The 22213-nt window shown below is 71.1% G+C and carries 21 protein-coding genes and 1 pseudogene; 17 read left to right on the top strand and 5 right to left on the bottom strand.

The genetic code is table 11. The features are described from left to right. Positions 1–341: 341 nt before the first annotated feature. The gene (locus ACIBTU_RS03125; protein ID WP_399124136.1) at positions 342–1157 is read left to right on the top strand and encodes a SigB/SigF/SigG family RNA polymerase sigma factor; all 816 of its coding nucleotides are present in this window, start codon (positions 342–344) and stop codon (positions 1155–1157) included. 168 nt (positions 1158–1325) lie between these two features. Beyond that, positions 1326–1490: a hypothetical protein gene (locus ACIBTU_RS03120; protein ID WP_399124228.1), complete on the top strand. Its 165-nt coding sequence runs from the start codon at positions 1326–1328 to the stop codon at positions 1488–1490. Between the two features lie 18 nt (positions 1491–1508). On the opposite strand, the pseudogene ACIBTU_RS03115 reads toward ACIBTU_RS03120, so the two are convergent. Continuing rightward, a pseudogene (locus ACIBTU_RS03115) lies at positions 1509–1592 on the bottom strand (Hsp70 family protein); the annotation flags it as partial. A 647-nt stretch (positions 1593–2239) separates the two neighbouring features. Here ACIBTU_RS03115 and ACIBTU_RS03110 point away from each other — a divergent pair. Further along, on the top strand, positions 2240–2554 hold the full coding sequence (locus tag ACIBTU_RS03110; RefSeq protein ID WP_399124135.1) for a hypothetical protein: 315 nt from the start codon (positions 2240–2242) through the stop codon (positions 2552–2554). Positions 2555–2879: 325 nt separating this feature from the next. Here the strand turns inward: ACIBTU_RS03110 and ACIBTU_RS03105 are convergent, their stop codons facing one another. After that, on the bottom strand, positions 2880–3866 hold the full coding sequence (locus ACIBTU_RS03105; RefSeq protein WP_399124134.1) for a Gfo/Idh/MocA family oxidoreductase: 987 nt from the start codon (positions 3864–3866) through the stop codon (positions 2880–2882). A gap of 163 nt (positions 3867–4029) precedes the next feature. Between ACIBTU_RS03105 and ACIBTU_RS03100 the strand changes: the two genes are divergently transcribed. Next, complete coding sequence (locus ACIBTU_RS03100) at positions 4030–4773, top strand: GntR family transcriptional regulator (protein ID WP_399124133.1); 744 nt, start codon at positions 4030–4032, stop codon at positions 4771–4773. A 6-nt stretch (positions 4774–4779) separates the two neighbouring features. On the opposite strand, the gene ACIBTU_RS03095 is transcribed toward ACIBTU_RS03100, so the two are convergent. Both ACIBTU_RS03095 and ACIBTU_RS03090 read right to left on the bottom strand, forming a co-directional pair. Continuing rightward, positions 4780–5424, bottom strand: coding sequence for a DUF47 domain-containing protein (locus ACIBTU_RS03095; RefSeq protein ID WP_399124132.1), 645 nt, complete (start codon positions 5422–5424; stop codon positions 4780–4782). Beyond that, positions 5418–6389, bottom strand: coding sequence for an anion permease (locus ACIBTU_RS03090; RefSeq protein WP_399124131.1), 972 nt, complete (start codon positions 6387–6389; stop codon positions 5418–5420). Before ACIBTU_RS03090 ends, ACIBTU_RS03095 begins: the two co-directional genes overlap by 7 nt. Before the next feature lie 322 nt (positions 6390–6711). Between ACIBTU_RS03090 and ACIBTU_RS03085 the strand changes: the two genes are divergently transcribed. The 13 genes from ACIBTU_RS03085 to ACIBTU_RS03025 all read left to right on the top strand — a co-directional run bounded on the left by ACIBTU_RS03085 (position 6712) and on the right by ACIBTU_RS03025 (position 21587). Next, entirely contained in the window at positions 6712–7926 is a 1215-nt protein-coding gene (locus tag ACIBTU_RS03085) for an ABC transporter substrate-binding protein (protein ID WP_399124130.1), read from the top strand. 64 nt (positions 7927–7990) lie between these two features. After that, positions 7991–9847 (top strand): ABC transporter permease, encoded by a 1857-nt coding sequence (locus tag ACIBTU_RS03080; RefSeq protein ID WP_399124129.1) that lies wholly within the window; start codon positions 7991–7993, stop codon positions 9845–9847. Between the two features lie 5 nt (positions 9848–9852). Beyond that, positions 9853–11016, top strand: a complete 1164-nt coding sequence (locus ACIBTU_RS03075; protein WP_399124128.1) for an ABC transporter ATP-binding protein — start codon at positions 9853–9855, stop codon at positions 11014–11016. Then, positions 11004–11780 (top strand): HAD family hydrolase, encoded by a 777-nt coding sequence (locus ACIBTU_RS03070; RefSeq protein ID WP_399124127.1) that lies wholly within the window; start codon positions 11004–11006, stop codon positions 11778–11780. The genes ACIBTU_RS03075 and ACIBTU_RS03070 overlap by 13 nt, the downstream gene beginning before the upstream one ends. Further along, positions 11777–12598, top strand: coding sequence for an HAD family hydrolase (locus tag ACIBTU_RS03065; protein WP_399124126.1), 822 nt, complete (start codon positions 11777–11779; stop codon positions 12596–12598). Before ACIBTU_RS03070 ends, ACIBTU_RS03065 begins: the two co-directional genes overlap by 4 nt. Beyond that, positions 12595–13425, top strand: a complete 831-nt coding sequence (locus tag ACIBTU_RS03060) for an inositol monophosphatase family protein (protein ID WP_399124125.1) — start codon at positions 12595–12597, stop codon at positions 13423–13425. Before ACIBTU_RS03065 ends, ACIBTU_RS03060 begins: the two co-directional genes overlap by 4 nt. Beyond that, positions 13422–14240 carry an HAD family hydrolase gene (locus ACIBTU_RS03055; protein WP_399124124.1) on the top strand — a complete coding sequence of 273 codons (819 nt, stop codon included), beginning with the start codon at positions 13422–13424 and terminating at the stop codon, positions 14238–14240. Before ACIBTU_RS03060 ends, ACIBTU_RS03055 begins: the two co-directional genes overlap by 4 nt. 258 nt (positions 14241–14498) lie before the next feature. Next, positions 14499–15395, top strand: a complete 897-nt coding sequence (locus ACIBTU_RS03050) for a TIM barrel protein (RefSeq protein WP_399124123.1) — start codon at positions 14499–14501, stop codon at positions 15393–15395. Positions 15396–15400: 5 nt separating this feature from the next. Beyond that, positions 15401–16375: a 5-dehydro-2-deoxygluconokinase gene (gene iolC, locus ACIBTU_RS03045; RefSeq protein WP_399124122.1), complete on the top strand. Its 975-nt coding sequence runs from the start codon at positions 15401–15403 to the stop codon at positions 16373–16375. Further along, positions 16372–17250, top strand: a complete 879-nt coding sequence (locus ACIBTU_RS03040) for a deoxyribose-phosphate aldolase (RefSeq protein ID WP_399124121.1) — start codon at positions 16372–16374, stop codon at positions 17248–17250. The genes iolC and ACIBTU_RS03040 overlap by 4 nt, the downstream gene beginning before the upstream one ends. Further along, a complete protein-coding gene (gene iolB, locus ACIBTU_RS03035) occupies positions 17247–18200 on the top strand; it encodes a 5-deoxy-glucuronate isomerase (RefSeq protein WP_399124120.1) in 954 nt (317 codons plus the stop codon). Before ACIBTU_RS03040 ends, iolB begins: the two co-directional genes overlap by 4 nt. Beyond that, positions 18197–20170, top strand: a complete 1974-nt coding sequence (iolD, locus tag ACIBTU_RS03030; RefSeq protein ID WP_399124119.1) for a 3D-(3,5/4)-trihydroxycyclohexane-1,2-dione acylhydrolase (decyclizing) — start codon at positions 18197–18199, stop codon at positions 20168–20170. Before iolB ends, iolD begins: the two co-directional genes overlap by 4 nt. A 100-nt stretch (positions 20171–20270) precedes the next feature. Further along, positions 20271–21587, top strand: a complete 1317-nt coding sequence (locus ACIBTU_RS03025; RefSeq protein WP_399124118.1) for a phytase — start codon at positions 20271–20273, stop codon at positions 21585–21587. Positions 21588–21754: 167 nt separating this feature from the next. Here the strand turns inward: ACIBTU_RS03025 and ACIBTU_RS03020 are convergent, their stop codons facing one another. After that, entirely contained in the window at positions 21755–22198 is a 444-nt protein-coding gene (locus ACIBTU_RS03020; RefSeq protein ID WP_399124117.1) for a PaaI family thioesterase, read from the bottom strand. Between the last annotated feature and the right edge of the window lie 15 nt (positions 22199–22213).

Genomic DNA, 22213 nt, shown 5'->3' with positions numbered 1-22213 from the left:
GTGCAGACGCCGCCGAAACCTCAGGAAGCGTGGGGGCAGGCCGCCTTGACCGAGCTGGCCGCCCGACCGGGCACGGTGCCGAAGCCACCGCGCGGCCCCCGTCCATCTACGTCGCGCAGTCGCCGTGACGCGACGGTAACCGATGACGCTCGTGCGGACACGTTGTGTACAAGTGCCTGGAGTTTCTGGATGGCCGCGAAGACACTGGGTACAGACGTGTTAGACCGCCGCTTTGGAGCAAAGGCAGCGGCCCGCGAGAGGCACGCCCGCTGATGCGGCGAGCTCCTGAGGAGCCGTGCTTCTCGCGTCCAGAGGCGCACCACTCTCGAGGAGTGCATCTCATGCTCACCGACAGCTACGACGGCGTCCGGCGTCACGGGCGCTCGCGCCGCCATCACGACGATGCCCCCGAAACCGCCCGGCTGTTCGACCGGCTGGCCCAGGCAGAGCCCGGCCCCGAGCGGGATCTGCTGTGTGAACAGGCCGTTCAGGCATGGCTGCCCATGGCCCACCGCATCGCGCGCCGCTTCCGTGACAAGGGCGAGAGCCTGGAGGACCTCCAGCAGATCGCGGCACTCGGCCTGCTCAAGGCCGTGAACCGCTACGACCCCCAGGTCGGCGCGTTCGAGTCGTACGCCGTGCCGACCATCACCGGCGAACTGCGCCGGCACTTCCGCGACCACATGTGGGACGTGCACGTTCCGCGCCGGATTCAGGACCTGCGCAACACCGTGCGCGTCACCCTCCGTGCCCTCATGCAGCAGCCCGGCGGGCGGCAGCCGAGCGTGGCGGAGATCGCCGATCAGGCCGGTCTGAGCGAGGACGAGGTCCGCGAGGGACTCTCCGCCCTGGACAGCTTCCACGCCTGCTCGCTGGACGCGGAGATGTCGCACTCCGATCAACGGGGACACACACTCGCCGAGGTCCTCGGCGAGCCGGAACCCGCCTACGACCTCGTCGAGGACCGCGAAGCGGCCAAGGACGGACTCAAGCACCTCCCGGAACGCGAGCGGACCATCCTCTACCTGCGCTTCTACCGGGACATGACACAGGTGAAAATCGGCAGAGAGCTCGGCATCTCGCAGATGCACGTCTCCCGCCTCCTCCGGCAGAGCTGCGCCCGCGTTCGGCAGGAAGCAGGCGAAGCAGCCGCCTAGTCACCACCTGCAGCCGGGAAAAGTCCACGAACCGCCAACCACAGAACCAGCGATGTTGACCTTCTGGGAGTCCTCATGCTTGAGCCCATGGAGCCCGCCCCCGCAGGCCAGCAGCCCGGGGCCGGCATTCTGGAACGGGCCGTATCAGCCCTGGCGACAGCGGGACGGATGAGCACTGTCGCCGCCGCCGACCTTCTGCGCGGCGCGTCAGAACGAACCGGCATCACTCTGGAGCATGTGTCCCAGCTGCTCGTGGACTGGGAGCGAACAGGCAGACTCTGCAGCGACCTGCGCGCCGAGATACAGCCCTTCCTGCCCCCGCCCGCACCGTAGTCGGCACCGACGGCCGGCGATCCGCGGCACATTTAGGCCGGCAACCTCGCCGGTTCCCTCGGTCGCCTGCCGCTGCGAGTCGTCGAGGTACGCCGGCACGGAGTTCGCTGTCCGCCCGAGCCTGCTCACGCTCCTCACCCGATGGTGGCACCGGGCCGCCCTGGTCCACACGGACGTCGCCGTCCGCCGGCGGCTCAGGGCCGTACGTCTCCTCCACATGGGTGGGCCGGTGCACATGTGCTTCGCGCCCTGCCCGCGATCATCTGTTCGCGCGCGGTTTCGACCATCGGCAGAGCAGCCGAAGCGCCTGCGACAAGGTGAGCAGCCACACGACCGCGAAGGCGCCGATGACTCCCGGAGCGGAACTCGCGACCGCGTCGGCAGCCAACGCGGCCGACGTGATCGCAAGCAGTGCCACAGCCGTCGGCAGGCATGGCCGTGCACGCGGCGCCCTGGCATCAGGAACGTCCTTCATCGCACGCACAAGCTGCTCTTCGTGCCGGAGCTCGCTCTCGACGCGTCTGAGAATCAGCCGCTCCCGAACCGACAGCGGAGAGCCTCTGGCGGGCCTCCTCCTGGTGAGGCTCGGCTCGGGGAAGTGGGCTCGGTATGACATCAGCTCTCTCCCTCCGCAGTAGACGCTTCAGGTAATGCGCGGGTACCCCTCACACCCCCTGTTGAGGCCTGGTGCCCTCAGTGCGGTCGAGCGGCGATGGCAAGGCCTGACGTAGTCCTCCTAGGATCGACACATGACGGAGAACGAGGTCCAGCTCAAGGCGATCGCGGCACTCACGGCCCTGCGAGGCGGCGTGAGCGCGGACTACGTCTCCAATCTGCTCGAGGAGGTCATTCCCACGCGCTTCCTCGTCCCCGACACCGACGATCCGGCAGAGGTCGGTCAGGCTGTGCTGGACCAGCTCTCCGAACCGCTGAGCGCCCTGGTCAACGGCTTCATGCTGGCCTTCGGAACGGTCGCCGACGCATATGACCGGACCGAGCCGGAGGCGCCGACAGACGCGATCCTGCAAGCCCTCGCACTGGACATCGCGCGCGATTCCGACTGACCGGTCGCACACGTATGTGGTCGAGCATGAGCCGCCGTCCTTGCGCGGCGCGCCGCGAGACGTCGTCGTCCACGATCTCGTCTCCCCCCTCGCCAAGAGCCGCCTCCCCACGTGCGCCCGAGTGACCGACCGTCCGGAGCCGCTGCCGGACCCCGGTCGGCGGCTCGGCCGGCTTCCGTCGCGCGGGTCGTCCACGTCGGCTCCGGCGGTGGCAACGCCCCGTACCGGAACGGACGGGGCACGCCGGGCACCTCAGCGATCCGGCGATCCGGCGACCGTGCCCCGCGATTCACAGCCGACGAGCTGAGGATCCCCGGTCTGTCGCCTACCCGATCGTCACTGGGCGTCCCTCGGCTCGCGAGCGGGTGGCCGCCTCGGCCACCGCGAGCGCGGCACGGGCGTCCTGGCCCGTGCAGGGGCTGGGCCGATCGCCCGCCACCACTTCGGTGAACGCGTCGAGTTCGGCTCGATAGGCGTCTGCGAAGCGTTCCATGAAACCGGGGTAGGGATTTCCGGCGGGCCAGGAGCCCCCCTCTGCCGAAGCCACCGGTGTCTGCTCGGTGAGTCCCGCGACCAGCGTGCCTTTGGAGCCGCAGGCCTCCAGGCGTACGTCGTATCCGGCTCCGTTGTAGCGAGTCGCGGTGCAGGTCGCCAGGGTGCCGTCGTCGAGCGTGAGGACGGTGACCGCGGTGTCCACGTCGCCTGCGTCGGCGAAGAAGGCTTCGCCGCGGTTGGCGCCCGTCGCGTAGACCTGGACGACCTCGCGGCCGGTGACCCAGCGGACGATGTCGTAGTCGTGCACCGAGCAGTCCCGGAAGATCCCCCCGGAACGGGGGATGTAGCCGGGGGGCGGCGGTGTCGGGTCGGCGGTGCACGCGCGCAGGGTGTGCGTCCAGCCGAGACGTCCGTCGGCGACCGCCTCGCGCAGCGCCTGATAGCCCGCGTCGAAGCGGCGCTGGAACCCGATGTGCAGCGCCGCGCCGGATGGGTCCAGGGATGCGAGCACCCGGTCGGTCTCGGCGAGTGTGCCCGCGACCGGCTTCTCGCAGAAGACCGGCAGCCCTCTGTGGTGGGCGGCCAGGATGAGTTCGGCGTGGGTGCTCGTGGGTGCGGCCACGACGACGCCGTCCAGCGGTGCGGCGAACAGCGCGTCCAGGTCCCGTGCGACATCCGCTCCCACCCGGGCCGCGGCCTCGCGTGCGGAGCGTTCGACTGGATCGTGCAGCACAAGACCGGTGACGGCCGGGAGTGCGGCCAGGGTGGCGGCATGGAACGCGCCGATGCGGCCCGTTCCGATGAGACCTATGCGCATGTACACAGCCTTCCGTGCGGGCAGGGTGGACCGGATCGGGTCCCTCTGCTTTCTATCTCCCGGGGCGCGGTGAATCAAGAGGTTGTCATGACATACGGACGTACTGAGCTTGAGCGGAATGAGGCATACTGGCTGCTCGGTGCAGTAGGTGCAGGAGGGTGTCATGGAGCTGCTCGCAAGGAAGATCACCATTGACCGGAGCAGTCCTGTTCCCCTCTACTTCCAGTTCGCCCAGCAGTTGCAGCAGCTCATCGAGAACGGGGAGCTGCCGCCCGGCACCCGACTGACCAACGAGATAGACATGGCTGACCAGTTCGGGCTTTCGCGTCCGACCATGCGTCAGGCCATGCAGCACCTCGTCGACAAGGGACTACTGGCCCGCAAGCGCGGCGTCGGCACCCAGGTGGTCACGAACCGCATACGGCGCCACGTCGAGTTCTCCAGCCTCTACGAGGATCTGGAACGTGACGCGCGCAGTCCCCGCACGACGGTCCTGTCCATCGGCACGGTCTCCGCCGACGCGCAGGTCGCCGCCGCACTCCGGGTGGAGGCCGGGGAAGGCGTGCTGCGCGTCGAGCGCCTGCGCTTCGCCGACGACGAGCCGATCGCGCTCCTGACCAACCATCTCCCGGCGGGCCTCCTCGACCTGTCCGAGGAGGCGCTCGCCGAGGGCGGCCTGTATCAGCTGCTGCGCCGCTGCGGCATCGCACTGAGCACGGCGGAGCAGACCATCGGGGCACGCAAGGCCACGGCCACGGAGGCGAAGCTGCTCGGCGAGTCGCGCGGCGCCACCCTGCTCACCATGAGCCGCGTCGCCTACGACGGTGCCGGCCGACCGGTGGAGTTCGGCTCGCACGTCTACCGCGCTTCGCGCTACTCCTTCGAGATGACGGTCACCGCGCACTGATCCGTTTCAGTGCCCGCGCTTGAGGAGCGCGTCCGACAGATCCGCGGCCGCGCTGTTCAGGCGGAGCCCGATCACGTCCAGTCGGCGCAGGAGTTCGCGCCTGCTCAGGGTGTCGGTGCCCAGCTCCTGCCGGAACAGGGCGGCCAGGGAGAGCTGGTACTCGCGTCGCACACGGCCCGCCGCCTTGCGGGCCGTCATCGCACCCTCCTGCACCCGGCGCGGGTCGACGAGCAGGTCGGCGACGGCGACGCGCAAGGCGTCGAGGCCGTCGCGGACCGCCCCGAGGGCCGGGAGGTCCGCCGGATCTCCCGGCATGCCGAACAGGTCGGTCTCGCGGACGAGGTCCCGCAGGTTGTCGAGCACGTCGTCGACCGAGCGGGAGAAGCGGTACAGGTCCTCGCGGTCGATCGGCGTCGTGAGTATCACGGACAGCTCCGTGACCAACTCGGCGCGGCGGCAGTCCCCCTCGTGCTCGACGTCGCCCATCAGCGTGCGGGCCGCGGCGGGTGGGATCCGCCCCGCGGCGAGATCCACCGCGAGATCGACGCCCTTCAGCGTCGCCTCCAACTGGCCGGACAGCAGGTCGAGGGTCCTGCGGTGCGAGCGTCCCGTCAGGTCTCCGACGATGCGGCGCAGAGCCTTGGTCACCATGAGGCCACTCCTTTGAGGATCAGGCCGGCCAGGAAGCCGGCGACGAAGCCGGCCGGCAGGGTCACCAGCCAGGCGGTCACGAGGGGCATGGTGAACTGCCACCGCACCCGCCGGCTGCCCTCGCTCATGCCGGTGCCGACCAGGCCGCCCGCCACCGACTGGGTCATACTGACGGGGACCCCGAGCCCCGCGGTGGACAACACCGCTGCGGACGAGGCGAGTTCGGCGGACATGACCTGCCAGGGGCGTGCGGGCAGCAGTCGTCGCGCGGCGCCGCGGGCCACCCGCCGGGTGCCGACGAGCGCGCCGAGCGCGAACACCAGCGCCACCATGACGTCGCCGGCCTCCCACGGACTGGCCAGCAGCGTGTCACCGGCGAACGCCACGGCGACCACGGCGAACATCTTCTGCGCGTCGTTGGCCGCGTAGGCGAGGCACTGCGAGCCGAACGCCACCAGTTGCAGGCCGCGCACCAGGCGAGGCATCCCGCGCACGGCGGGCATGCGGCGTACCGCCCGGCCGATGAGCCAGCCTGCCGCCAGCCCGACCAGCGGTGCGGTGACACCGATGGCCAGCACCATGGCGAGACGGCCCCACATCGGCCGGACGCCCCATGCGAGGCCGGCCCCGGCCAGGCAGCCGAGCACGGCCAGCGTGAGCGAGGTGGGAACTCCGCGCCAGCTGAGCAGCAGGACCAGGAGCACCGAGGCGCCCGCACCCGCGAGGAACACCAACTGCGCTGTCATGGGCGGGCCTTGACCGAGGTGTCCGGTGAAGGTCCGGGCCACGGCCAGCCCAAAGAGGTCGGGCCCCAGGCCCACGGCGAGGACCAGGAGGGCGAGGACGAGGCCCGCCGAACGGCCACGCTGCCGAACGGCGAGCTCCAGCAGGGCACCTCCGTCATTAGCACCGCAGATGAAGACGAAGGCCAGGGCGGTGACACACAGTGCGACGGTGACGATCACGGGAGGCCTCTCTCGGTCCATCGGTCCGGCCTGCTCGGGTGTGCGCCGGCGCCGGGCTTCGCACGGCATCCGCAGGAGCTTACATAAGTATGTCAGGACAATTAAAGGCGTGAGGGCCGACTACCCCTGCTTGAACGGGAGATGACGCTCCGGTGACTCAACCGTTAACGGAGGGCTGCCAGTTGGTTTCATCAGAATGTCTTGACATACGGTTCGCAGCGGGTCGAAGCTGTCCGCCATCGGGTCGCCGAGCCGTACTCCCTGGCCTCGGCCCACGCCATTCCAGCCCGGTCGTCTCCGGGTCACTGCGGGAGGTCAGGCAATGCCCAGCAACACTTCTGAGCCAACACGGAACCGTCGTGCCGCACGGCGCGGCGTCGGCGCCGTCGCCCTTGTCTGCGCCCTCGGCGCCGGCGCCGCCTGCGCGCCGTCGACGAGCGAAGGCGGCGCGGCGGGAACCGGAAAGGACGCCACGTCACCGGCCAAGGCGGTGATCGACTCGGGATTCGCTCTCGACCAGGTCATCGCCGCGGCCAAGAAGGAAGGTGAGGTCACGGTCTACGACAGCACCGGTGACGTCACCAAGACGGCCGCGGCCTTCACCGCGAAGTACGGCATCAAGGCCACCGGTGTGAAGAGCAAGGTCGGCGAGACCCTGGAGAAGATGACCAGGGAGAACCAGTCGGGCAACATCACGATCGACGTCACCAATTACGAGGACGGCCCTTCCCTGGTCGGGCAGCTTCTCCCTCAGAAGGTCGTGTACACCTATCTGCCCGGCACGGTGGCTGGGGACATCCCGGCCGAGGCACAGAACCCCCTCCAGGTGCTGTCCAAGGGCAACTTGTGGGTCTACAACCCCAAGCTCTTCCCCAAGGGCTGTCCGGTGCACAACATCTGGGACCTGACCGACCCGGCCTGGAAGGGCAAGGTCGCCCTGCAGGACCCGCTCGGCAAGCCGAACATCGTCGAGTTCTTCAACCAGCTGAAGTCCGTCGGCGACGACAAGCTGCGTGCCGCGTACAAGGAGAAGTACAAGAAGGAGATCCCGGCCGGGGAATCGGCGGGTGACACCTGGGTCAAGGGACTCGCCAAGAACTCCCCCATCGTCACCTCCTCCGACGACGACGCGGCCGCCGCCGTCGCCGCGCCCAACCAGACGAAGCCACGCTTCGCGCTCGTGTCCAACGCCAAGTTCCGCGACACGAAGGACAAGGGCTACCACATGAAGGTGTGCACCGGGATGCAGCCCTGGTCCGGCTACCAGTACCCGAAGTACACGGCCATCGCCAAGAAGACGAAGCACCCGAACGCCGCGAAGCTGTTCGTGTACTTCATGCTCACCCAGGCCGGCGTGGACACGCAGATGGACACCGGCGGCGTACCCGGCAATCCGAAGCTCAAGCGGGGCGCGTTCATGCCGGCGGGCCTGACGGACTGGGACAAGCAGCTCCTCGTCTTCGACCCGGCCAGGCTCCAGAGCGACTTCGACAACCTGCAGACGATGCAGGACCTCTGGCGTCTCAACCACGGCTGACCACCCGCCGGCCGGACCCTGCGACGGGGCCGGCCGGCGCCCGGACACTCAACGGAGATCCCGCATGGCCGCCGCCACCCGCTCCCCCGCCGCCCTGCCCGACGCCCCGGGCGGCGATCCACCGAGACCACGGCTCAACCGGCTTCGCTACCGGCTCAGCGTCCTGCGGCACGAACCCACCGTGCCGCTCGGCATCCTCCTCATCGCGGTCCTCCTCTACCTGGTGGTCGCCCCGCTCGTCGCGGTGCTGTCGGACTCCAGCCAGGTGCAGGTCGGCGACGAAGGCCGCTCCGGCCAGTCCTCCGGCGCCCTCACCGGCTACTACTTCTGGCGGGTCTTCCGCTCGCCCGTGGCCGAGCTGCTGTTCTGGAAACCACTGCTGCACACGGTCGTGGTGTCCGTCGGCGTCACCGTTGTCGCCGTGGCGCTGGGAGGTTCCACGGCCTGGCTGCTGACCCGGACCGATGTGGCCGGCCGCAAGTGGCTGTCCACCGCCCTGGTCGTGCCGTACATGCTCCCGTCGTGGACCTTCGCCCTCGCCTGGCTGGCGCTGTTCAAGAACTCCTCCTCGGGCGGCCAGATCGGCATCCTCGAGGCCTGGGGCGTGCACACACCGGACTGGCTCGCCTACGGGCAGGTGCCGATCATCATCTGCCTGGGGCTGCACTACTACCCCTTCGTGCTGCTGCTGTTCGGCAACGCCCTGCGCCGCATCGACAGCCAGCTGGAGGACTCCGCCCGGATCCTCGGTGCCTCCCGTGGCACCGTCGCCCGCCGGATCACCCTGCCCCTGATGCTGCCGTCCCTGTCGTCCTCGGTCCTGCTGGTCTTCGGCCGAATCCTCGGTACCTTCGGCACCCCCTACATCCTGGGACTGCCGGTCAACTACGACCTGCTGTCCACCTCTCTGTTCCGGTCCGTCAACAGCCAACAGCGCGGTGTCACCGCCGTCCTGGCGGGCGTCATCGTGGTCGTGGGCATCCTGGCGATCATCGTCGACACCCGGCTCGCCAAGGAGGCGAAGCGGTTCGTCACCGTGGGCGGCAAGGGCGCCATGGACCGCGTGAACCCCCTGGGCCGCTGGCGCAGGCCGGCGTTCTGTGCCGCGCTCGCGGTGTTCGCCGTCGGCGTCGTCATCCCCGTGGCCAGTCTCGCCCTGACCACCGTCACCAAGACCCCCGGCGTCTTCCACAAGGACAACTTCACCCTCCGGTACTGGATCGCCGACCACCTCAGCGGCGCCCCCGGCTTCCCGCACGGCGTGCTGCGCGGCGGCCAGCTGTACGAAGCCGCCTGGAACAGCCTGCGCATCGTCGGCCTCGCCGCCCTCGTCTGCGGCGTCGTCGGCCTGCTCATCGGCTACGTGGTGGTCCGCGCCGGGGGCAGCCGCGTCGGCACCCTGCTGCGCCAGATCAGCTTCCTGCCCTACATGGTTCCGGGCATCGCCTTCGCGGCGGCGTTCCTGTCCCTGTTCGCCGTGCGCCGCGGCCCGGTCCCGGCACTGTACGGATCGATCAGCCTGCTGGTGATCGTGCTCGCCGTGACCCACCTGCCCTACGCGTCGCGCTCCGGGATCAGCGCCATGACCCAGCTCGGCCGCGAACCGGAGGAGGCCGCACAGGTCTCCGGAGCCGGCTGGTTCACCCGGCTGCGGAAGGTCATCATCCCCATTCAGCGCGGCGCCCTGGTGACCGGAGTCATCCTGCCCTTCATCTCGGGCCTGAAGGAACTGAGCATCGTCATCATGCTCACCACGTCCGGCACCGAGCTGCTCACCACCTTGTCGATCAACCTCGTCGACTACGCGTACGACCAGATGGCCAACGCGGTGGTGCTGGTCATCGCCCTGGTCTCGTTCCTCGCCACCTACCTCACCCAGCGCCTGACCAAGACGAACCTGTCGTCCGGACTCGGAGGCTGACACCCATGCCGACCATCACGCTCTCGTCGGTGCGCAAGAGCTACGGCTCCGGACCACCCGTGGTCGACGACCTCGACCTGGAGATCCCCTCCGGCTCGTTCACCTGCCTGCTCGGCCCCTCGGGCTGCGGCAAGACGACGACGCTGCGCATGATCTCGGGCCTCGAACCGCTCAACGCCGGCACCATCACCGTCGGCGGCCGGATCATGGACTCCACCCGCGACGGCGTCTTCGTACCGCCCGAGAAGCGCGACATGGGGCTGGTGTTCCAGAACTACGCGCTGTGGCCACACCTCACCGTCTCCAAGAACGTCGAGTTCGGGCTGAAGGTGCGCAAGGTCAGATCCGGTGAGCGCGCCGAGCGCACGGCCGCCGCTCTCAGGATGATGCAGATCGACTGGGCCGCCGACCGCTACCCGGCACAGCTCTCCGGTGGCCAGCAGCAGCGCGTGTCCCTCGCCCGGATGCTCGCGGTCGATCCCGAGGTGCTGCTGCTCGACGAGCCGCTGTCCAACCTCGACGCCCAGCTGCGCCTGGACATGCGCGCCGAGCTCAAGCGCATCCACGACGAGACCGGACACACCATCGTCTTCGTCACGCACGACCAGCTGGAGGCCATGACGATGGCCACGCACGTGGTCGTCATGAAGAAGGGCGTGGTGCAGCAGATGGCGCCGCCCATGGAGGTCTACTCCCGGCCCGCCAACACGTTCGTGGCCCGCTTCGTCGGCAGCCCCCCGATGAACATCTTCGACGTCGGCTCAGGGGGCGACAGCTTCGCCACGGCGGCCCGGGAGCACGTCGTCTCCGAACGGCCCTCCTTGGACCGCGAGTTGGCGACCGTCGGCGTGCGTCCCGAGGCGCTGCGCATCCTCGTTGACGGCGAGACCGATCCCGGCGCGCACTTCGTCTTCGAGGCCACGGTGCAGACCGCCCTGCCCACCGGGTCCAGTTGGACGGTCCTGGTGCGGGCCGCGGACACCGAGCTGTACCTGGTCGCCTACGGCGACGTGCGCGCCGAGCCGGGCCTGCGGGTGCGCTGCGCGGCCCGGACGGCCGACCTGCACCTGTTCGACGCCGCCGGCGACCGGCTGCCCGACGCCACAAGGATTCCCGCGCCCCCACGGTCCGACGAGAACGAGGAGAACTCCGCCACATGGGCCAGCTGACCCGCCCCACCGCCCTCCTGCTGGACTTCGGCGGAGTGGTCGTGGCCACCACCAACCGCCCCGCCTGGGCTCAGGAGTTGGCATCCGAACTGCACGAGTCGCTGACCGGGGCCGGCTGCCACGACCTGACGGCCCGGCACATCGAGGCGGACCTCCGGGCCGCGTCCGCCGCCGACGCGCACTGGAAGAACGCGATGAGCCGGCCGCTCGCCCCGCAGGAGATGACACACCTGCGCTTCTGGACGGAGTTCGTCGCCGCGGACTGGCCCGACGCCGCCCGCGCCTGGGTGACCGCCCACGCACAGCCCCTGTGCCACCGGCTCGGGCAGCTGAAGCAGGACCGCGCCGTCCGGCCCGGCATGGCCGAACTCCTGGACACCTGCGACGAACTGGGCATCCGCGTGGGCATCGTCTCCAACGCGCTGGCCGGCTCCGTGCACCGGGAGTTCATGTCGGCGCACAGCCTGGACAAGCGGGTCGCCGTGCAGGTCTACAGCGACGAGATCGGGGTACGCAAACCCAACCCGGAGCTGATCCGGACGGCGGCGCGCGCCCTGGCCGCCGAGCCCGCCCGCTGCTGGTACGTCGGCGACAACTACGACCGCGACGTTCTGTGCGGCCGGCGCGCCGGAGTCGGTGCCACCGTCCTCATGGAGGCCCGCGGCACGTACGACCGCCCCTACGTCGTCCAGGCCGAGCCCGACCGGATCGTCGCCGACCCCACGGGACTGCGCGCCCTGCTCCTGAGCGAGGCGGGCCGATGAGCCCGCGGCATCAGGAACCGGCAGGAGACCCGGTCGGGCCGGAGCCGCGTCCGCCGCGCGCCCTTCTCCTGGACCACGGCGGTGTGCTGGCGCGATCCGTCAAACACCCCGAGCGGCTGCCCGCCTTCGCCGACCGCGTCGTCGCGCTGATCGGCCCCGGCGCGGGCCTGGACCGGGACGCCGTGCTCGCCGACATCACCGCGGGACGCAGCGCCTACCGCGCCTGGAAGAACGGTCACGTCCGCACCGTCGAGCCCCGGGAGATCCGGCACCGGGAGCTGTGGGAGGACTTCATCGCCGCCGACTGGCCCCCGGCGGCGCGGGCTCTCGTCGGCGCGGAGGCCGTGCCGCTGTGCCGTGAACTGATCGTCGCCGAGGCCGACAAGAAGCTCGCTCCGGGAATGCTGGACACGCTGAAGCTGGCCCGCGCCCACGGCGTGCGCACCGGCGTGGTGTCCAACACCCTGAACGGCGCCCTCAACCGGGACCTGGCGCGCGAGTTCGGCACCGCCCCCTACCTCGACGTACAGGTGTACTCCGACGAGAGCGGGCTGCGTAAACCCGCCGCCGAGATGATCCTGCTGGCGGCACGAGCGCTGTCCGTCGACCCGGCCGACTGCTGGTACGTCGGCGACAACTACGACCGCGACGTGCTGTGCGGGCGCCGGGCCGGCGTCGGCACGACCGTCCTGATGCGCCCCGCGGACCGGTGCGACGCGGCCCTCGGGCCGCAGCCCGACGTCCAGGTCTCGGACGGCACCGAGCTGTTCGAGCTGCTGCGCACCGCGCTGACGACAAAGGAGCCCGCCGCCGTATGACCGAACTCGACGACCTTTCACAGCAGTTGATGAGGACCGCCACCGACGCCGCGCTGTCTGTCGCGCCGGACCTGCTCGCGGCGTTCCGCGACACGATGGACGTGCACTTCAAGCGCGACGAGCACGACCCCGTCACGGTCCACGACCGGCAGGCGGAGGAACGCATCCGGGAGCTGGTGCTCAAGCGCGTGCCCGACAGCACGGTCATCGGTGAGGAGGACGGCCGCCACGGCAGGGACGGCAGCATCGCCTGGTACGTCGATCCCATCGACGGCACCGCCAACTTCGCCCGCGGCCTGGCGTTCTTCTGCACGTCCGTCGGCGTCGCCGTCGACGGCGTGCCGGTGGCGGGCGCCATCGTCGACCCCGTCGCTGGGCACGTCTTCGCCGCCGACAGCCGCGGCGCCTACCTGGACGGCACACGCCTGCACCCCAGCGGCGTACGCGACGAAGGCCGGGGGCTGCTCATCACGGGGTTCCCCAACTCCCGCGAGCTGGCCCGGGGCGATGCGGAGGCCCTCCCCCGCTTCGGCGACCTGGTCGCCCGCTACGGAACCGTGCGCCGTACCGGCAGCGCCGCGCTGACGCTGGCCCATGTGGCGGCCGGCTGGTGCGACGCTGCCCTCGGCACCTCGGTCAACGCCTGGGACGTGTGCGCCGCGCAGGTGCTCGTGCGCGGCGCGGGGGCGGTCTATCGGCCGTTCGCCGGCAACGAAGGCTGGGACCAGCCCGGCTATCTCGCCCACGGGCCGGACCTGGTGCCGACCGCCGCGGAGGAGTTCGTCGACTGGTACCTGACCCGACTGCCCCGGTGGGATGCCCGATGACCGCCACCGGCGTGCATCTGCGCTACGCGTGGATCGTCACGGATCTCGACGGCACGCTCGTCGACCGGCGGCTCAGGATCGTCGAGCGCAGCGCCCGTGCCCTGCGCCGCTACCAGGAACTCGGCGGAACAGTCGTCGTCGCCACCGGCCGCAACGAGGTGTCCGCGGGCCGCTACCACCGGGAACTCGGCCTGACCACACCGCTGATCGTCTACAACGGGGCGCGCATCACCGACCCGGGAACGGGCGCACGCCTCCTCGACCTCGATCTGGGCGGTCTCTGGCCGGCGGTGCGGGACGAGTTGGTGCCCGCGCTGCCGCAGGACGTGGGCGCGGTCGCCTTCTCCGGCCAGGACGCCTATGTGCTGCGGCACTCCCCCGCGCTCGCCGCGTACGCCGCGCGGGATCGCATCGAGCTGGGCTCGGCCCCGCCCGCCGGGCCTCCGACGAAGGTGATGCTGATCTCCGAGCGGCCGGGGCTCGAGCCGCTGGCACGGCTGGTCGGCGCGACGTGTCCCGCCGCACGGCTGGTGCAGTCGGAGGACACGTATCTGGAGATCCTGCCGCCGGGCGCGGGCAAGGAGAACGCGCTGCGGCACCTGGCCTCGGCGCACGGCATGCCCCTGGCGCGGATCGCCGCGATCGGTGACAACCCGAACGACACCGCCATGGTGCGGGCCGCCGGGCTGGGCGCGGCGGTCGGCGACGGGCACGAGCAGGTGCGGGGCGCCGCCGATCTGGTCGTCGGCGCGTGTGCGCTGGGCGCGGTGGCGGATCTGGTCGAGCACGTGCTCGGCACCGGCCACCCGGCCTGACGGCACGGTACTTGACTCGCGGGCCCGGCTCCCGGACAGGGCCCGCTGACCAAGGAACCATTTCAAGACAGATTGTCAGGACATTAGGTTGACAGGCCGTCAGAGGGAAGACAGGCTCGATGCCGTGCGAACGAGCGCCGTCCAGGCACACCGCGCGGAGCAGAAGGAGGGGCCAGGAATGCGAACCGCTGCCTGCACCGCCCCTCCGGGCAGACGACGAGACCGGGCCGCCACGCCCGGTACCCAAGGAGGCATGCTGTGACCTCACCCATCGCCCAGCGGATCGCGGGAGCGCCGATCTCCTGGGGAGTCTGCGAGGTACCGGGCTGGGGGCACCAGCTCGCCCCGGACCTGGTCCTGCGTCAGATGTGCGAGATCGGCCTGGCCGCCACCGAGTTCGGGCCGGACGGGTTCCTGCCCGACGCGCCGGCCGACAAGGCCGCGACCCTCGCCTCGCACGGCCTGCGGGCCGTCGGCCAGTTCGTGCCCGCCGTGCTCCACGATCCGGGCCACGACCCGCTGCCCGAGGTCGAGCGGGCGATCACGGGCCTGCTGGCCGCCGGCGCGGGCACGGTGGTCGTCGCGGCCGCCACGGGGGCCGACGGTTACGACCAGCGCCCCGCGCTCGACGCCACAGGCTGGTCCACGCTCCTCGCCAACCTCGACCGGATCTCCGGCACGGCGGACTCCCGGGGGCTCACCGCCACCCTCCACCCGCACGTCGGCACCATGGTCGAGACCGCCGAAGAGGTCCGCCGGGTGCTCGACGGATGCGGCATCGGGCTGTGCCTGGACACCGGGCATCTGCTCGTGGGCGGCGACGACCCGGTCGCCCTCGCCGCCGCGGCCCCCGACAGGGTGGCCCACGTCCACCTCAAGGACGTCCACCGCGAGATGGCCGACCGGGTCCGCTCGGGCGCCGTCTCCTACACACGGGCCGTGGCCGACGGGATGTACGCGCCCCTCGGCGCCGGCGACGTCGACATCGCCTCGATCGTCCGCGGCCTCGAAGCGCACGGTTACACCGGCTGGTACGTACTGGAGCAGGACACCGTCCTGCACGCCCCGCCCGGCGAGGACGGCGCCCACGACCCACTGGACGACGTCCGGGCCTCCCTCGGCCACCTGCTCGGCCTCGACCTGACGGAGGTCTGACGCGGATGGCGCACGACCTCGTCTGCATCGGACGGACCGGAGTCGACATCTACCCCCTCGACCAGGGAGTCGGCCTGGAGGAGGTGCGGACGTTCGAGAAGTTCCTGGGGGGAAGCGCGACGAACGTCGCGGTCGCGGCTGCCCGGCACGGCCGCAGCACCGCCCTGATCAGTCGCGTCGGCCGCGATCCCTTCGGCCGGTACGTGCGGCGTGAGGCCGCTCGGCTGGGCGTGGACCCGGCCCACATCACGCCGCTCACGGATCCGGACGGGCCCCCCACGCCCGTCACCTTCTGCGAGGTGTTCCCGCCCGACTCCTTCCCTCTGTACTTCTACCGGTACGGCGCGGCCCCGGACCTGCTGATCGATCCCGCGACGCTGCCGCTCGCTGACATCAGGGACGCCACCGTGTTCTGGTCGACCGTCACCGGCATGTCGGCCGAGCCGAGCCGGTCCGCCCACTTCGCCGCCTGGCAGGCCCGCGACCGCCGCGGAGTGACCGTCCTCGACCTCGACTACCGGCCGATGTTCTGGGCCGGCCCCGAGGAGGCCCGCCACCAGGTGGACCGCGCGCTGGACCACGTCACGGTCGCGGTCGGCAACCGGGAGGAGTGCGAGATCGCCGTCGGCGAGACGGACCCGCACCGAGCGGCCGACGCACTCCTCGACCGGGGCCTCGAACTCGCCGTCGTCAAGCAGGGACCCAAGGGTGTCCTCGCGGCCACCGCACACGAGCGGATCGAGGTCGCGCCGCATCCCGTCGAGGTCCTCAACGGCCTGGGCGCGGGCGACGCCTTCGGCGGAGCCCTCGTGCACGGCCTGCTCAGCGACTGGCCGCTGCGCCGGACCGTCGAGTTCGCCAATGTCGCGGGGGCGATCGTGGCGTCCCGCCTGGCCTGCTCCACCGCCATGCCGACCACGGCCGAGGTCGAGTCGGCCCTCGCCGGTTCACCGCACCACGCCGAAGGGGCCATCGGATGAACTCCGCACAGCTGACCGCCATCCGGGCCCGCGAGCCGGAGCTCATCGGACGGTCCTGGCAGAAGCGTTCCCGCCGCACGCTGGGCGGGGAGGACGGCCGCCTGCTCATCGTCGCGGCCGACCATCCCGCCCGGGGCGCCCTCGGCGTGCGGGGCGACGAGGGGGCCATGGCGAGCCGCGCCGGGCTACTGGAGCGGCTGGCCGTCGCCCTGTCGCGTCCCGGTGTGGACGGTGTGCTCGGCACCCCCGACGTGCTCGACGACCTCCTTCTCATGGGAGTGCTGGAGGACCGGATCGCGATCGGTTCGATGAATCGCGGAGGGATCCAGGGCTCGGCTTTCGAACTCGACGACCGGATGACCGCGTACACCCCCGAGGCGATCGCCGCACAGGGCCTCGAAGGGGGCAAGACCCTCACCCGGATCTGTCTTGACGAGCCGGCCACGGTCGCGACGCTGGAGGCCACGGCGAAAGTGGTCGGCAGCCTCGCCGAGCACCGTCTCATGGCGATGGTCGAGCCGTTCCTCTCAGTCCGCGAGAAGGGCCGTGTCCGAAATCTCCTCGACCCCGACAGCGTCATCAGGTCGATCCACATCGCGAGCGGTCTCGGCGCCACCAGCGCCTACACATGGCTCAAGCTGCCGGTCGTCGACCAGTTGGAACGTGTCCTGGAGTCGACGACGCTGCCGACCCTCCTGCTCGGCGGCGATCCGAACGGCGACCCACAGGCGAGGTACGCCGCGTGGGACGCGGCCCTGACGCTCCCGGCCGTACGAGGCCTGGTGGTCGGCCGCGCGCTGCTCTACCCGCCCGACGACGACGTGGCAGCGGCCGTGGACATCGCCGCCGGGCTGGTCCACCGGAGCGGCACATGAGCGGCCGCGACCGATGGGTGCTGCCCCGGGGCACCGCGTCCGACCGGGAATGGGACGTCGCGGTCACCGCCCGTCGCCCCGACTGGCATCACACCGGCCTCCGGGTGACGACCCTGGCCCCCGGCCAGACACGGACGCTGCCCGGCTCGGACTGGGAGCACATCGTCGTCCCCCTGTCGGGCGGAGTCCACGTCACCGCGGTGACCGCGGACGGCCACCGCGACACGGCCCCGCTCGCGGGCAGGACGAGCGTGTTCGCGGGCCCCACCGACACCGCCTACGTGCCGGCCGGTGCCCGGATCACCGTCCGGGCCACCGCGGGCCGGGCCCGCGTCGCGGTGGCCGGAGCCCTGGTGTCCGGCGGTCCGGACGTCTCGGCGCGTGACCGGCCGCGGTTCCGGCATCTGGCCGCCGCCGAGGTCCCCGTGGAGCGACGCGGAGCGGGATCCGCCTCGCGGACGGTCCGCAACTTCGGCACTCCCGGGACCCTCGACGCCGATTCGATCATCGCGTGCGAGGTCATCACCCCGGCGGGCAACTGGAGTTCGTGGCCCCCGCACAAACATGACACCGAGCGGCCGGGCGAGGAGACGGCGCTGGAGGAGATCTACTACTTCGAGACGCGGTCGACCGACGCGCGTGGCACCGACCCCGTCGGCTACCAGCGCGTCTACGCCTCCGACGACGACCGGCCGATCGACGTGTGCGCCCAGGTGCGCTCCGGGGACGTGGTCCTGGTCCCGCACGGCTGGCACGGGCCCTCGGCGGCCGCGCCGGACGCCGACCTCTACTACCTCAACGTCATGGCCGGCCCGGGCCCCGAGCGCGCGTGGCTGATCTGCGACGACCCCGCGCACGCCTGGGTCCGTGACACCTGGCCGGACCTTCCCTTCGACGAGCGGCTGATTCCGTCCGCGGCAAACCCAACGGCCCCAGGAGGTACCGGATGAGCACGGCGCGGCACTCGACAGTGCGGCTGACAGTGGCGCAGGCGATCGTGGAGTTCCTCGCCGCCCAGTACGGCGAACGCGACGGACAGCGGCGACGGTTCTTCGCGGGAGTGCTCGGAATCTTCGGGCACGGGAACGTCGCGGGCGTCGGCCAGGCGCTGCTCCAGCATGAGCAGGAGGCGGCGGACCCCCACCGCCTCCCGTACGTCCTGGCCCGCAACGAGCAGGCGATGGTCCACACGGCGGTCGGATACGCCCGCCACGAGGACCGGCTGGCGACCTGGGCCTGCACCGCGTCCGTGGGCCCGGGTTCGACCAACATGCTCACCGGCGCGGCCCTCGCGACGATCAACCGGATCCCCGTCCTCCTCCTGCCCTCCGACACGTTCGCCACCCGGCCCAGCGCTCCGGTGCTCCAGGAGCTGGAGCAGCCCTACGCCGCCGACATCACGGTCAACGACGCGTTCCGCCCCTTGTCGCGCTTCTTCGACCGGATCACCCGGCCCGAGCAGCTGCCGTTCGCGCTCCTGGGAGCCATGAGGGTGCTCACGGACCCCGCCGAGACCGGTGCCGCGACGATCGCCCTGCCGCAGGACGTCCAGGCCGAAGCGCACGACTGGCCCGTGGAGCTGTTCGAGGACCGGTTGTGGCACATCGCCAGACCGCCCGCCGAGGCGGCGCGCATCGCCGCGGCGGCCGACCTCGTCCGGCAGGCCCGGCGCCCGCTGCTGGTCGCCGGGGGAGGCGTCCACTACTCCGGCGCGGAGGAGGCCCTGCTCGCCTTCGCGGAGGCGACCGGCATCCCCGTCGCCGAGACACAGGCCGGCAAGGGGTCGCTCCCCCATGGCCATCCGCAGGCGATGGGCGGTGTCGGCGCCACCGGGACAACCGCGGCCAACGCCCTCGCGCGCGACGCGGACGTCGTCATCGGTGTGGGCACCCGCTGGTCCGACTTCACCACGGCCTCCCGTACCGCGTTCCAGGGCGACGACGTCCGCTTCGTCAACATCAACATCACGGGCTTCGACGCGGGCAAGCACGCGGGCCTGACGGTCGTGGCGGATGCCCGCGAGGCCCTCGACGCCCTCGCCACGGCCCTGCACGGCCACCGCGTCCCGGCCGAGCACGAGAAGCGGCAGGCCGCGCTCTGGGCGGCGTGGGACGAGCAGGTCGAGCGCTCCTACCATCCTCCGGCCGAGGTGACGGACCGTCTGGCCGACGGCCTGCTCACGCAGGGCACCGTCCTCGGGTGCGTCAACGAGCACACCGACCCCCGCGACGTCGTCCTGTGCGCGGCCGGATCGATGCCCGGCGACCTGCACAAACTCTGGCGGGCCCGCGACCGCAAGGCGTACCACGTCGAGTACGGCTACTCCTGCATGGGGTACGAGATTCCGGCCGCGCTCGGGGTCCGGCTCGCCGACGACTCACGCGACGTGTTCGCCCTGGTCGGTGACGGCGGCTACCTGATGATGCCCACAGAACTGACCACCGCGGTCCAGGAGCGGATCAAGGTCATCGTCGTGCTCGTCCAGAACCACGGCTTCCACTCCATCGGCTCGCTGTCGGAGTCCGTCGGCTCCCAGCGGTACGGCACGCGCTACCGCTACCGCTCCGCCGACGGCCGCCTCGACGGTCCCGGCCTGCCCACCGACCTCGCCGCCAACGCCCGCAGCCTCGGCGCCCACGTCATCGAGGTGCGCACCCGCGGCGAACTCGTGGACGCCATCGCGCGGGCCAAGGCGTGGCCGGCCGACGGGGGGCCCGTGGTCATCCACGTCGAGACCGACCCGCTGTGCCCGGCACCCGACAGCGAGAGCTGGTGGGACGTCCCGGTCGGTGCCACCTCGACGATCCCCTCGACGCAGGAGGCCTACACGAAGTACGCGCGACACAAGAACGCTCAGCGGCCCTATCTGACACCGGCATCACGACAGCCCCGAACGTCCCCTACGGAAAGCGGTGATTGACGTCCACTCACCAGTGCTCCCCGGGCCACGGCGTGTCGCAACGCTTCATTCACCTGGCCGACACCCGCTGCCCCCTTTCCCCTCGCATGAGGACCACACGATGCTGCCCGACCACCAAGATCAAGGAGTTGCTCACGTGACCACTCGCCGTACCTCACTGCTCGTGCTCGCCACGGCCGTCGCCGCGCTCGCCGTGACGGCGACGTCCCCGGTGCAGGCCGCCGGATCGCTGCCCGCCGTGACTCCGCACGCGGAGACGGCCACCCTGCACAAGGACACGGCCGGCGGGAACGCGGACGCGGACGACCCGGCGATCTGGCGCAACCCGGCCGACCCCGACCGCAGCCTCGTCATCGCCACGGCCAAGCAGGGCGGCCTGCGGGTGTACGACCTCGACGCGCGTGAGGTCCAGTCGCTTCCGGCCCCCTCGGCCCCCGGCCCCGACGACGCCCCCGGCCGGCTCAACAACGTGGACCTCATCCACAGTTCGCGGCTCGGAGACCTCGCCGTCGCGTCGGACCGGGGTACCGACCGGCTCCGCGTCTACCGCATCGACCCGAACCGCACGGCCGGACCGCTCACCGACGTCACCGACCCGAACGCCGCACCGGTCTTCTCCTCCTCCCAGGAGGAGATCAACGACCAGCGCACCGCGTACGGCCTGGCGACCTGGACGGACAAGAACACCGGCCGTTCGTACGCGCTCGCCAGCCAGCGCGAGCGCACCCGCCTCGCCCTTCTCGAACTCACGGCCCGCACCGACGGCACCATCGGCTACACCAAGGTGCGCACGCTCGATCTGCCCAAGACCTTCTCCCTGCCCGACGGCACCTCGTGGTCGCCCTGCAACGAGCCCGACGAACTCCCGCACGTCGAGGGCATGGTCGTCGACCCGGCCAACGGCACGCTGTACGCGGGTCAGGAGGACGTGGGCATCTGGCGGCTGCCCGCCGACCTGACCGGGACCCCGCGCCTGGTCGAGAAGGTCCGCGAGTACGGCGTCCCCGGCACGTACGACCCGGCGAGCGAGGAGTGCGTCCCCGGCCGTGACCCGGGCTTCGGCGGCAAGCACCTCACCGCCGACGTCGAGGGCCTGACCCTGGTGAACGAGAAGGACGGCGACGGTCTGCTCCTCGCCTCCAGCCAGGGCGACAACACCTTCGCGGCCTACGACCGCGAGATCTCCGACAACAACGAGTACGAGGGCGGCTTCCGCGTGACGCCCACCGCCGGCGGGATCGACGGATCCGAGGAGTGCGACGGCGCGGCCGCGCTGAACGAGCCGCTGGGCCGCCGCTACCCGAACGGGCTGCTCGTCGTCCAGGACGGCCACGACGCCCCGGGCGACCCCGACCGCCCGTCGACCAACTTCAAGTTCGTCGACCTGGCCGACGTCGTCGACGCGACCGACGACTGACCGGCTCAGAGCCCCGCGGGGAAACCTGCCTGCGCGCGCCCGTCCCCCGCCTCCAGCACCGCGCGGGACGGGCGCGCGCAGGCACACTCATGTTTCGAACCCCTCGGCGTACAAGGAAGGAAGGCCTGGCGGACCAGCCTGCCCCCCCCAGGGCCGGGCCCGGCAGCCTAAAGAATCATGCAGGTGGTGGTGGCGTGGGCGACGAGCTTGCCCTGCTCGTCGTGCACCTTGCCTTCGGCGGTGGCGGTACGACGGCCGGCATGGATGACGGTGCCGGTGGCGGTGAGGGTCTGGCCGTCGGTGCGGGCGGCGCGGATGTAGTTGACCTTGAGTTCGAGGGTGGTGTAGCCGGCTCCGGCGGGGAGGGTGGTGTGGACGGCGCAGCCCATGGCGGAGTCGAGGAGCGTGGCGGCGATGCCGCCGTGGACGGTGCCGAGGGGGTTGGCGAAGTCGGGGCGGGTGTCGAGGGAGACGACGATGCGGCCGTGGTCGACCTCGTCGAAGCGCATGCCGAGCAGGCGGCCGATGGACGGGATGTCGGCGGGCCGTTCGGTCTGGATCCAGCGCATCAGTTCCAGGCCGGTCATGGCGGCGAAGTCGGTGGTGGTCACGGGTCGTTCTCCTTG

This window comes from Streptomyces sp. NPDC050145, from assembly GCF_044460245.1.
Taxonomy (GTDB): domain Bacteria; phylum Actinomycetota; class Actinomycetes; order Streptomycetales; family Streptomycetaceae; genus Streptomyces.
The sequence above is the reverse complement of the archived record's forward strand: the minus strand, read 5'-3'. Positions and strand labels throughout refer to the sequence as shown.

What these genes read in the sequence shown, in the direction of transcription:
- ACIBTU_RS03125 (WP_399124136.1), top strand. Translation starts at nt 342, where the DNA reads ATGCTCACCGACAGCTACGACGGCGTCCGGCGTCACGGGCGCTCGCGC.
- ACIBTU_RS03120 (WP_399124228.1), top strand. Translation starts at nt 1,326, where the DNA reads ATGAGCACTGTCGCCGCCGCCGACCTTCTGCGCGGCGCGTCAGAACGA.
- ACIBTU_RS03110 (WP_399124135.1), top strand. Translation starts at nt 2,240, where the DNA reads ATGACGGAGAACGAGGTCCAGCTCAAGGCGATCGCGGCACTCACGGCC.
- ACIBTU_RS03105 (WP_399124134.1), bottom strand. Translation starts at nt 3,866, where the DNA reads ATGCGCATAGGTCTCATCGGAACGGGCCGCATCGGCGCGTTCCATGCC.
- ACIBTU_RS03100 (WP_399124133.1), top strand. Translation starts at nt 4,030, where the DNA reads ATGGAGCTGCTCGCAAGGAAGATCACCATTGACCGGAGCAGTCCTGTT.
- ACIBTU_RS03095 (WP_399124132.1), bottom strand. Translation starts at nt 5,424, where the DNA reads ATGGTGACCAAGGCTCTGCGCCGCATCGTCGGAGACCTGACGGGACGC.
- ACIBTU_RS03085 (WP_399124130.1), top strand. Translation starts at nt 6,712, where the DNA reads ATGCCCAGCAACACTTCTGAGCCAACACGGAACCGTCGTGCCGCACGG.
- ACIBTU_RS03080 (WP_399124129.1), top strand. Translation starts at nt 7,991, where the DNA reads ATGGCCGCCGCCACCCGCTCCCCCGCCGCCCTGCCCGACGCCCCGGGC.
- ACIBTU_RS03075 (WP_399124128.1), top strand. Translation starts at nt 9,853, where the DNA reads ATGCCGACCATCACGCTCTCGTCGGTGCGCAAGAGCTACGGCTCCGGA.
- ACIBTU_RS03070 (WP_399124127.1), top strand. Translation starts at nt 11,004, where the DNA reads ATGGGCCAGCTGACCCGCCCCACCGCCCTCCTGCTGGACTTCGGCGGA.
- ACIBTU_RS03065 (WP_399124126.1), top strand. Translation starts at nt 11,777, where the DNA reads ATGAGCCCGCGGCATCAGGAACCGGCAGGAGACCCGGTCGGGCCGGAG.
- ACIBTU_RS03060 (WP_399124125.1), top strand. Translation starts at nt 12,595, where the DNA reads ATGACCGAACTCGACGACCTTTCACAGCAGTTGATGAGGACCGCCACC.
- ACIBTU_RS03055 (WP_399124124.1), top strand. Translation starts at nt 13,422, where the DNA reads ATGACCGCCACCGGCGTGCATCTGCGCTACGCGTGGATCGTCACGGAT.
- iolC (WP_399124122.1), top strand. Translation starts at nt 15,401, where the DNA reads ATGGCGCACGACCTCGTCTGCATCGGACGGACCGGAGTCGACATCTAC.
- ACIBTU_RS03040 (WP_399124121.1), top strand. Translation starts at nt 16,372, where the DNA reads ATGAACTCCGCACAGCTGACCGCCATCCGGGCCCGCGAGCCGGAGCTC.
- iolB (WP_399124120.1), top strand. Translation starts at nt 17,247, where the DNA reads ATGAGCGGCCGCGACCGATGGGTGCTGCCCCGGGGCACCGCGTCCGAC.
- iolD (WP_399124119.1), top strand. Translation starts at nt 18,197, where the DNA reads ATGAGCACGGCGCGGCACTCGACAGTGCGGCTGACAGTGGCGCAGGCG.
- ACIBTU_RS03025 (WP_399124118.1), top strand. Translation starts at nt 20,271, where the DNA reads ATGCTGCCCGACCACCAAGATCAAGGAGTTGCTCACGTGACCACTCGC.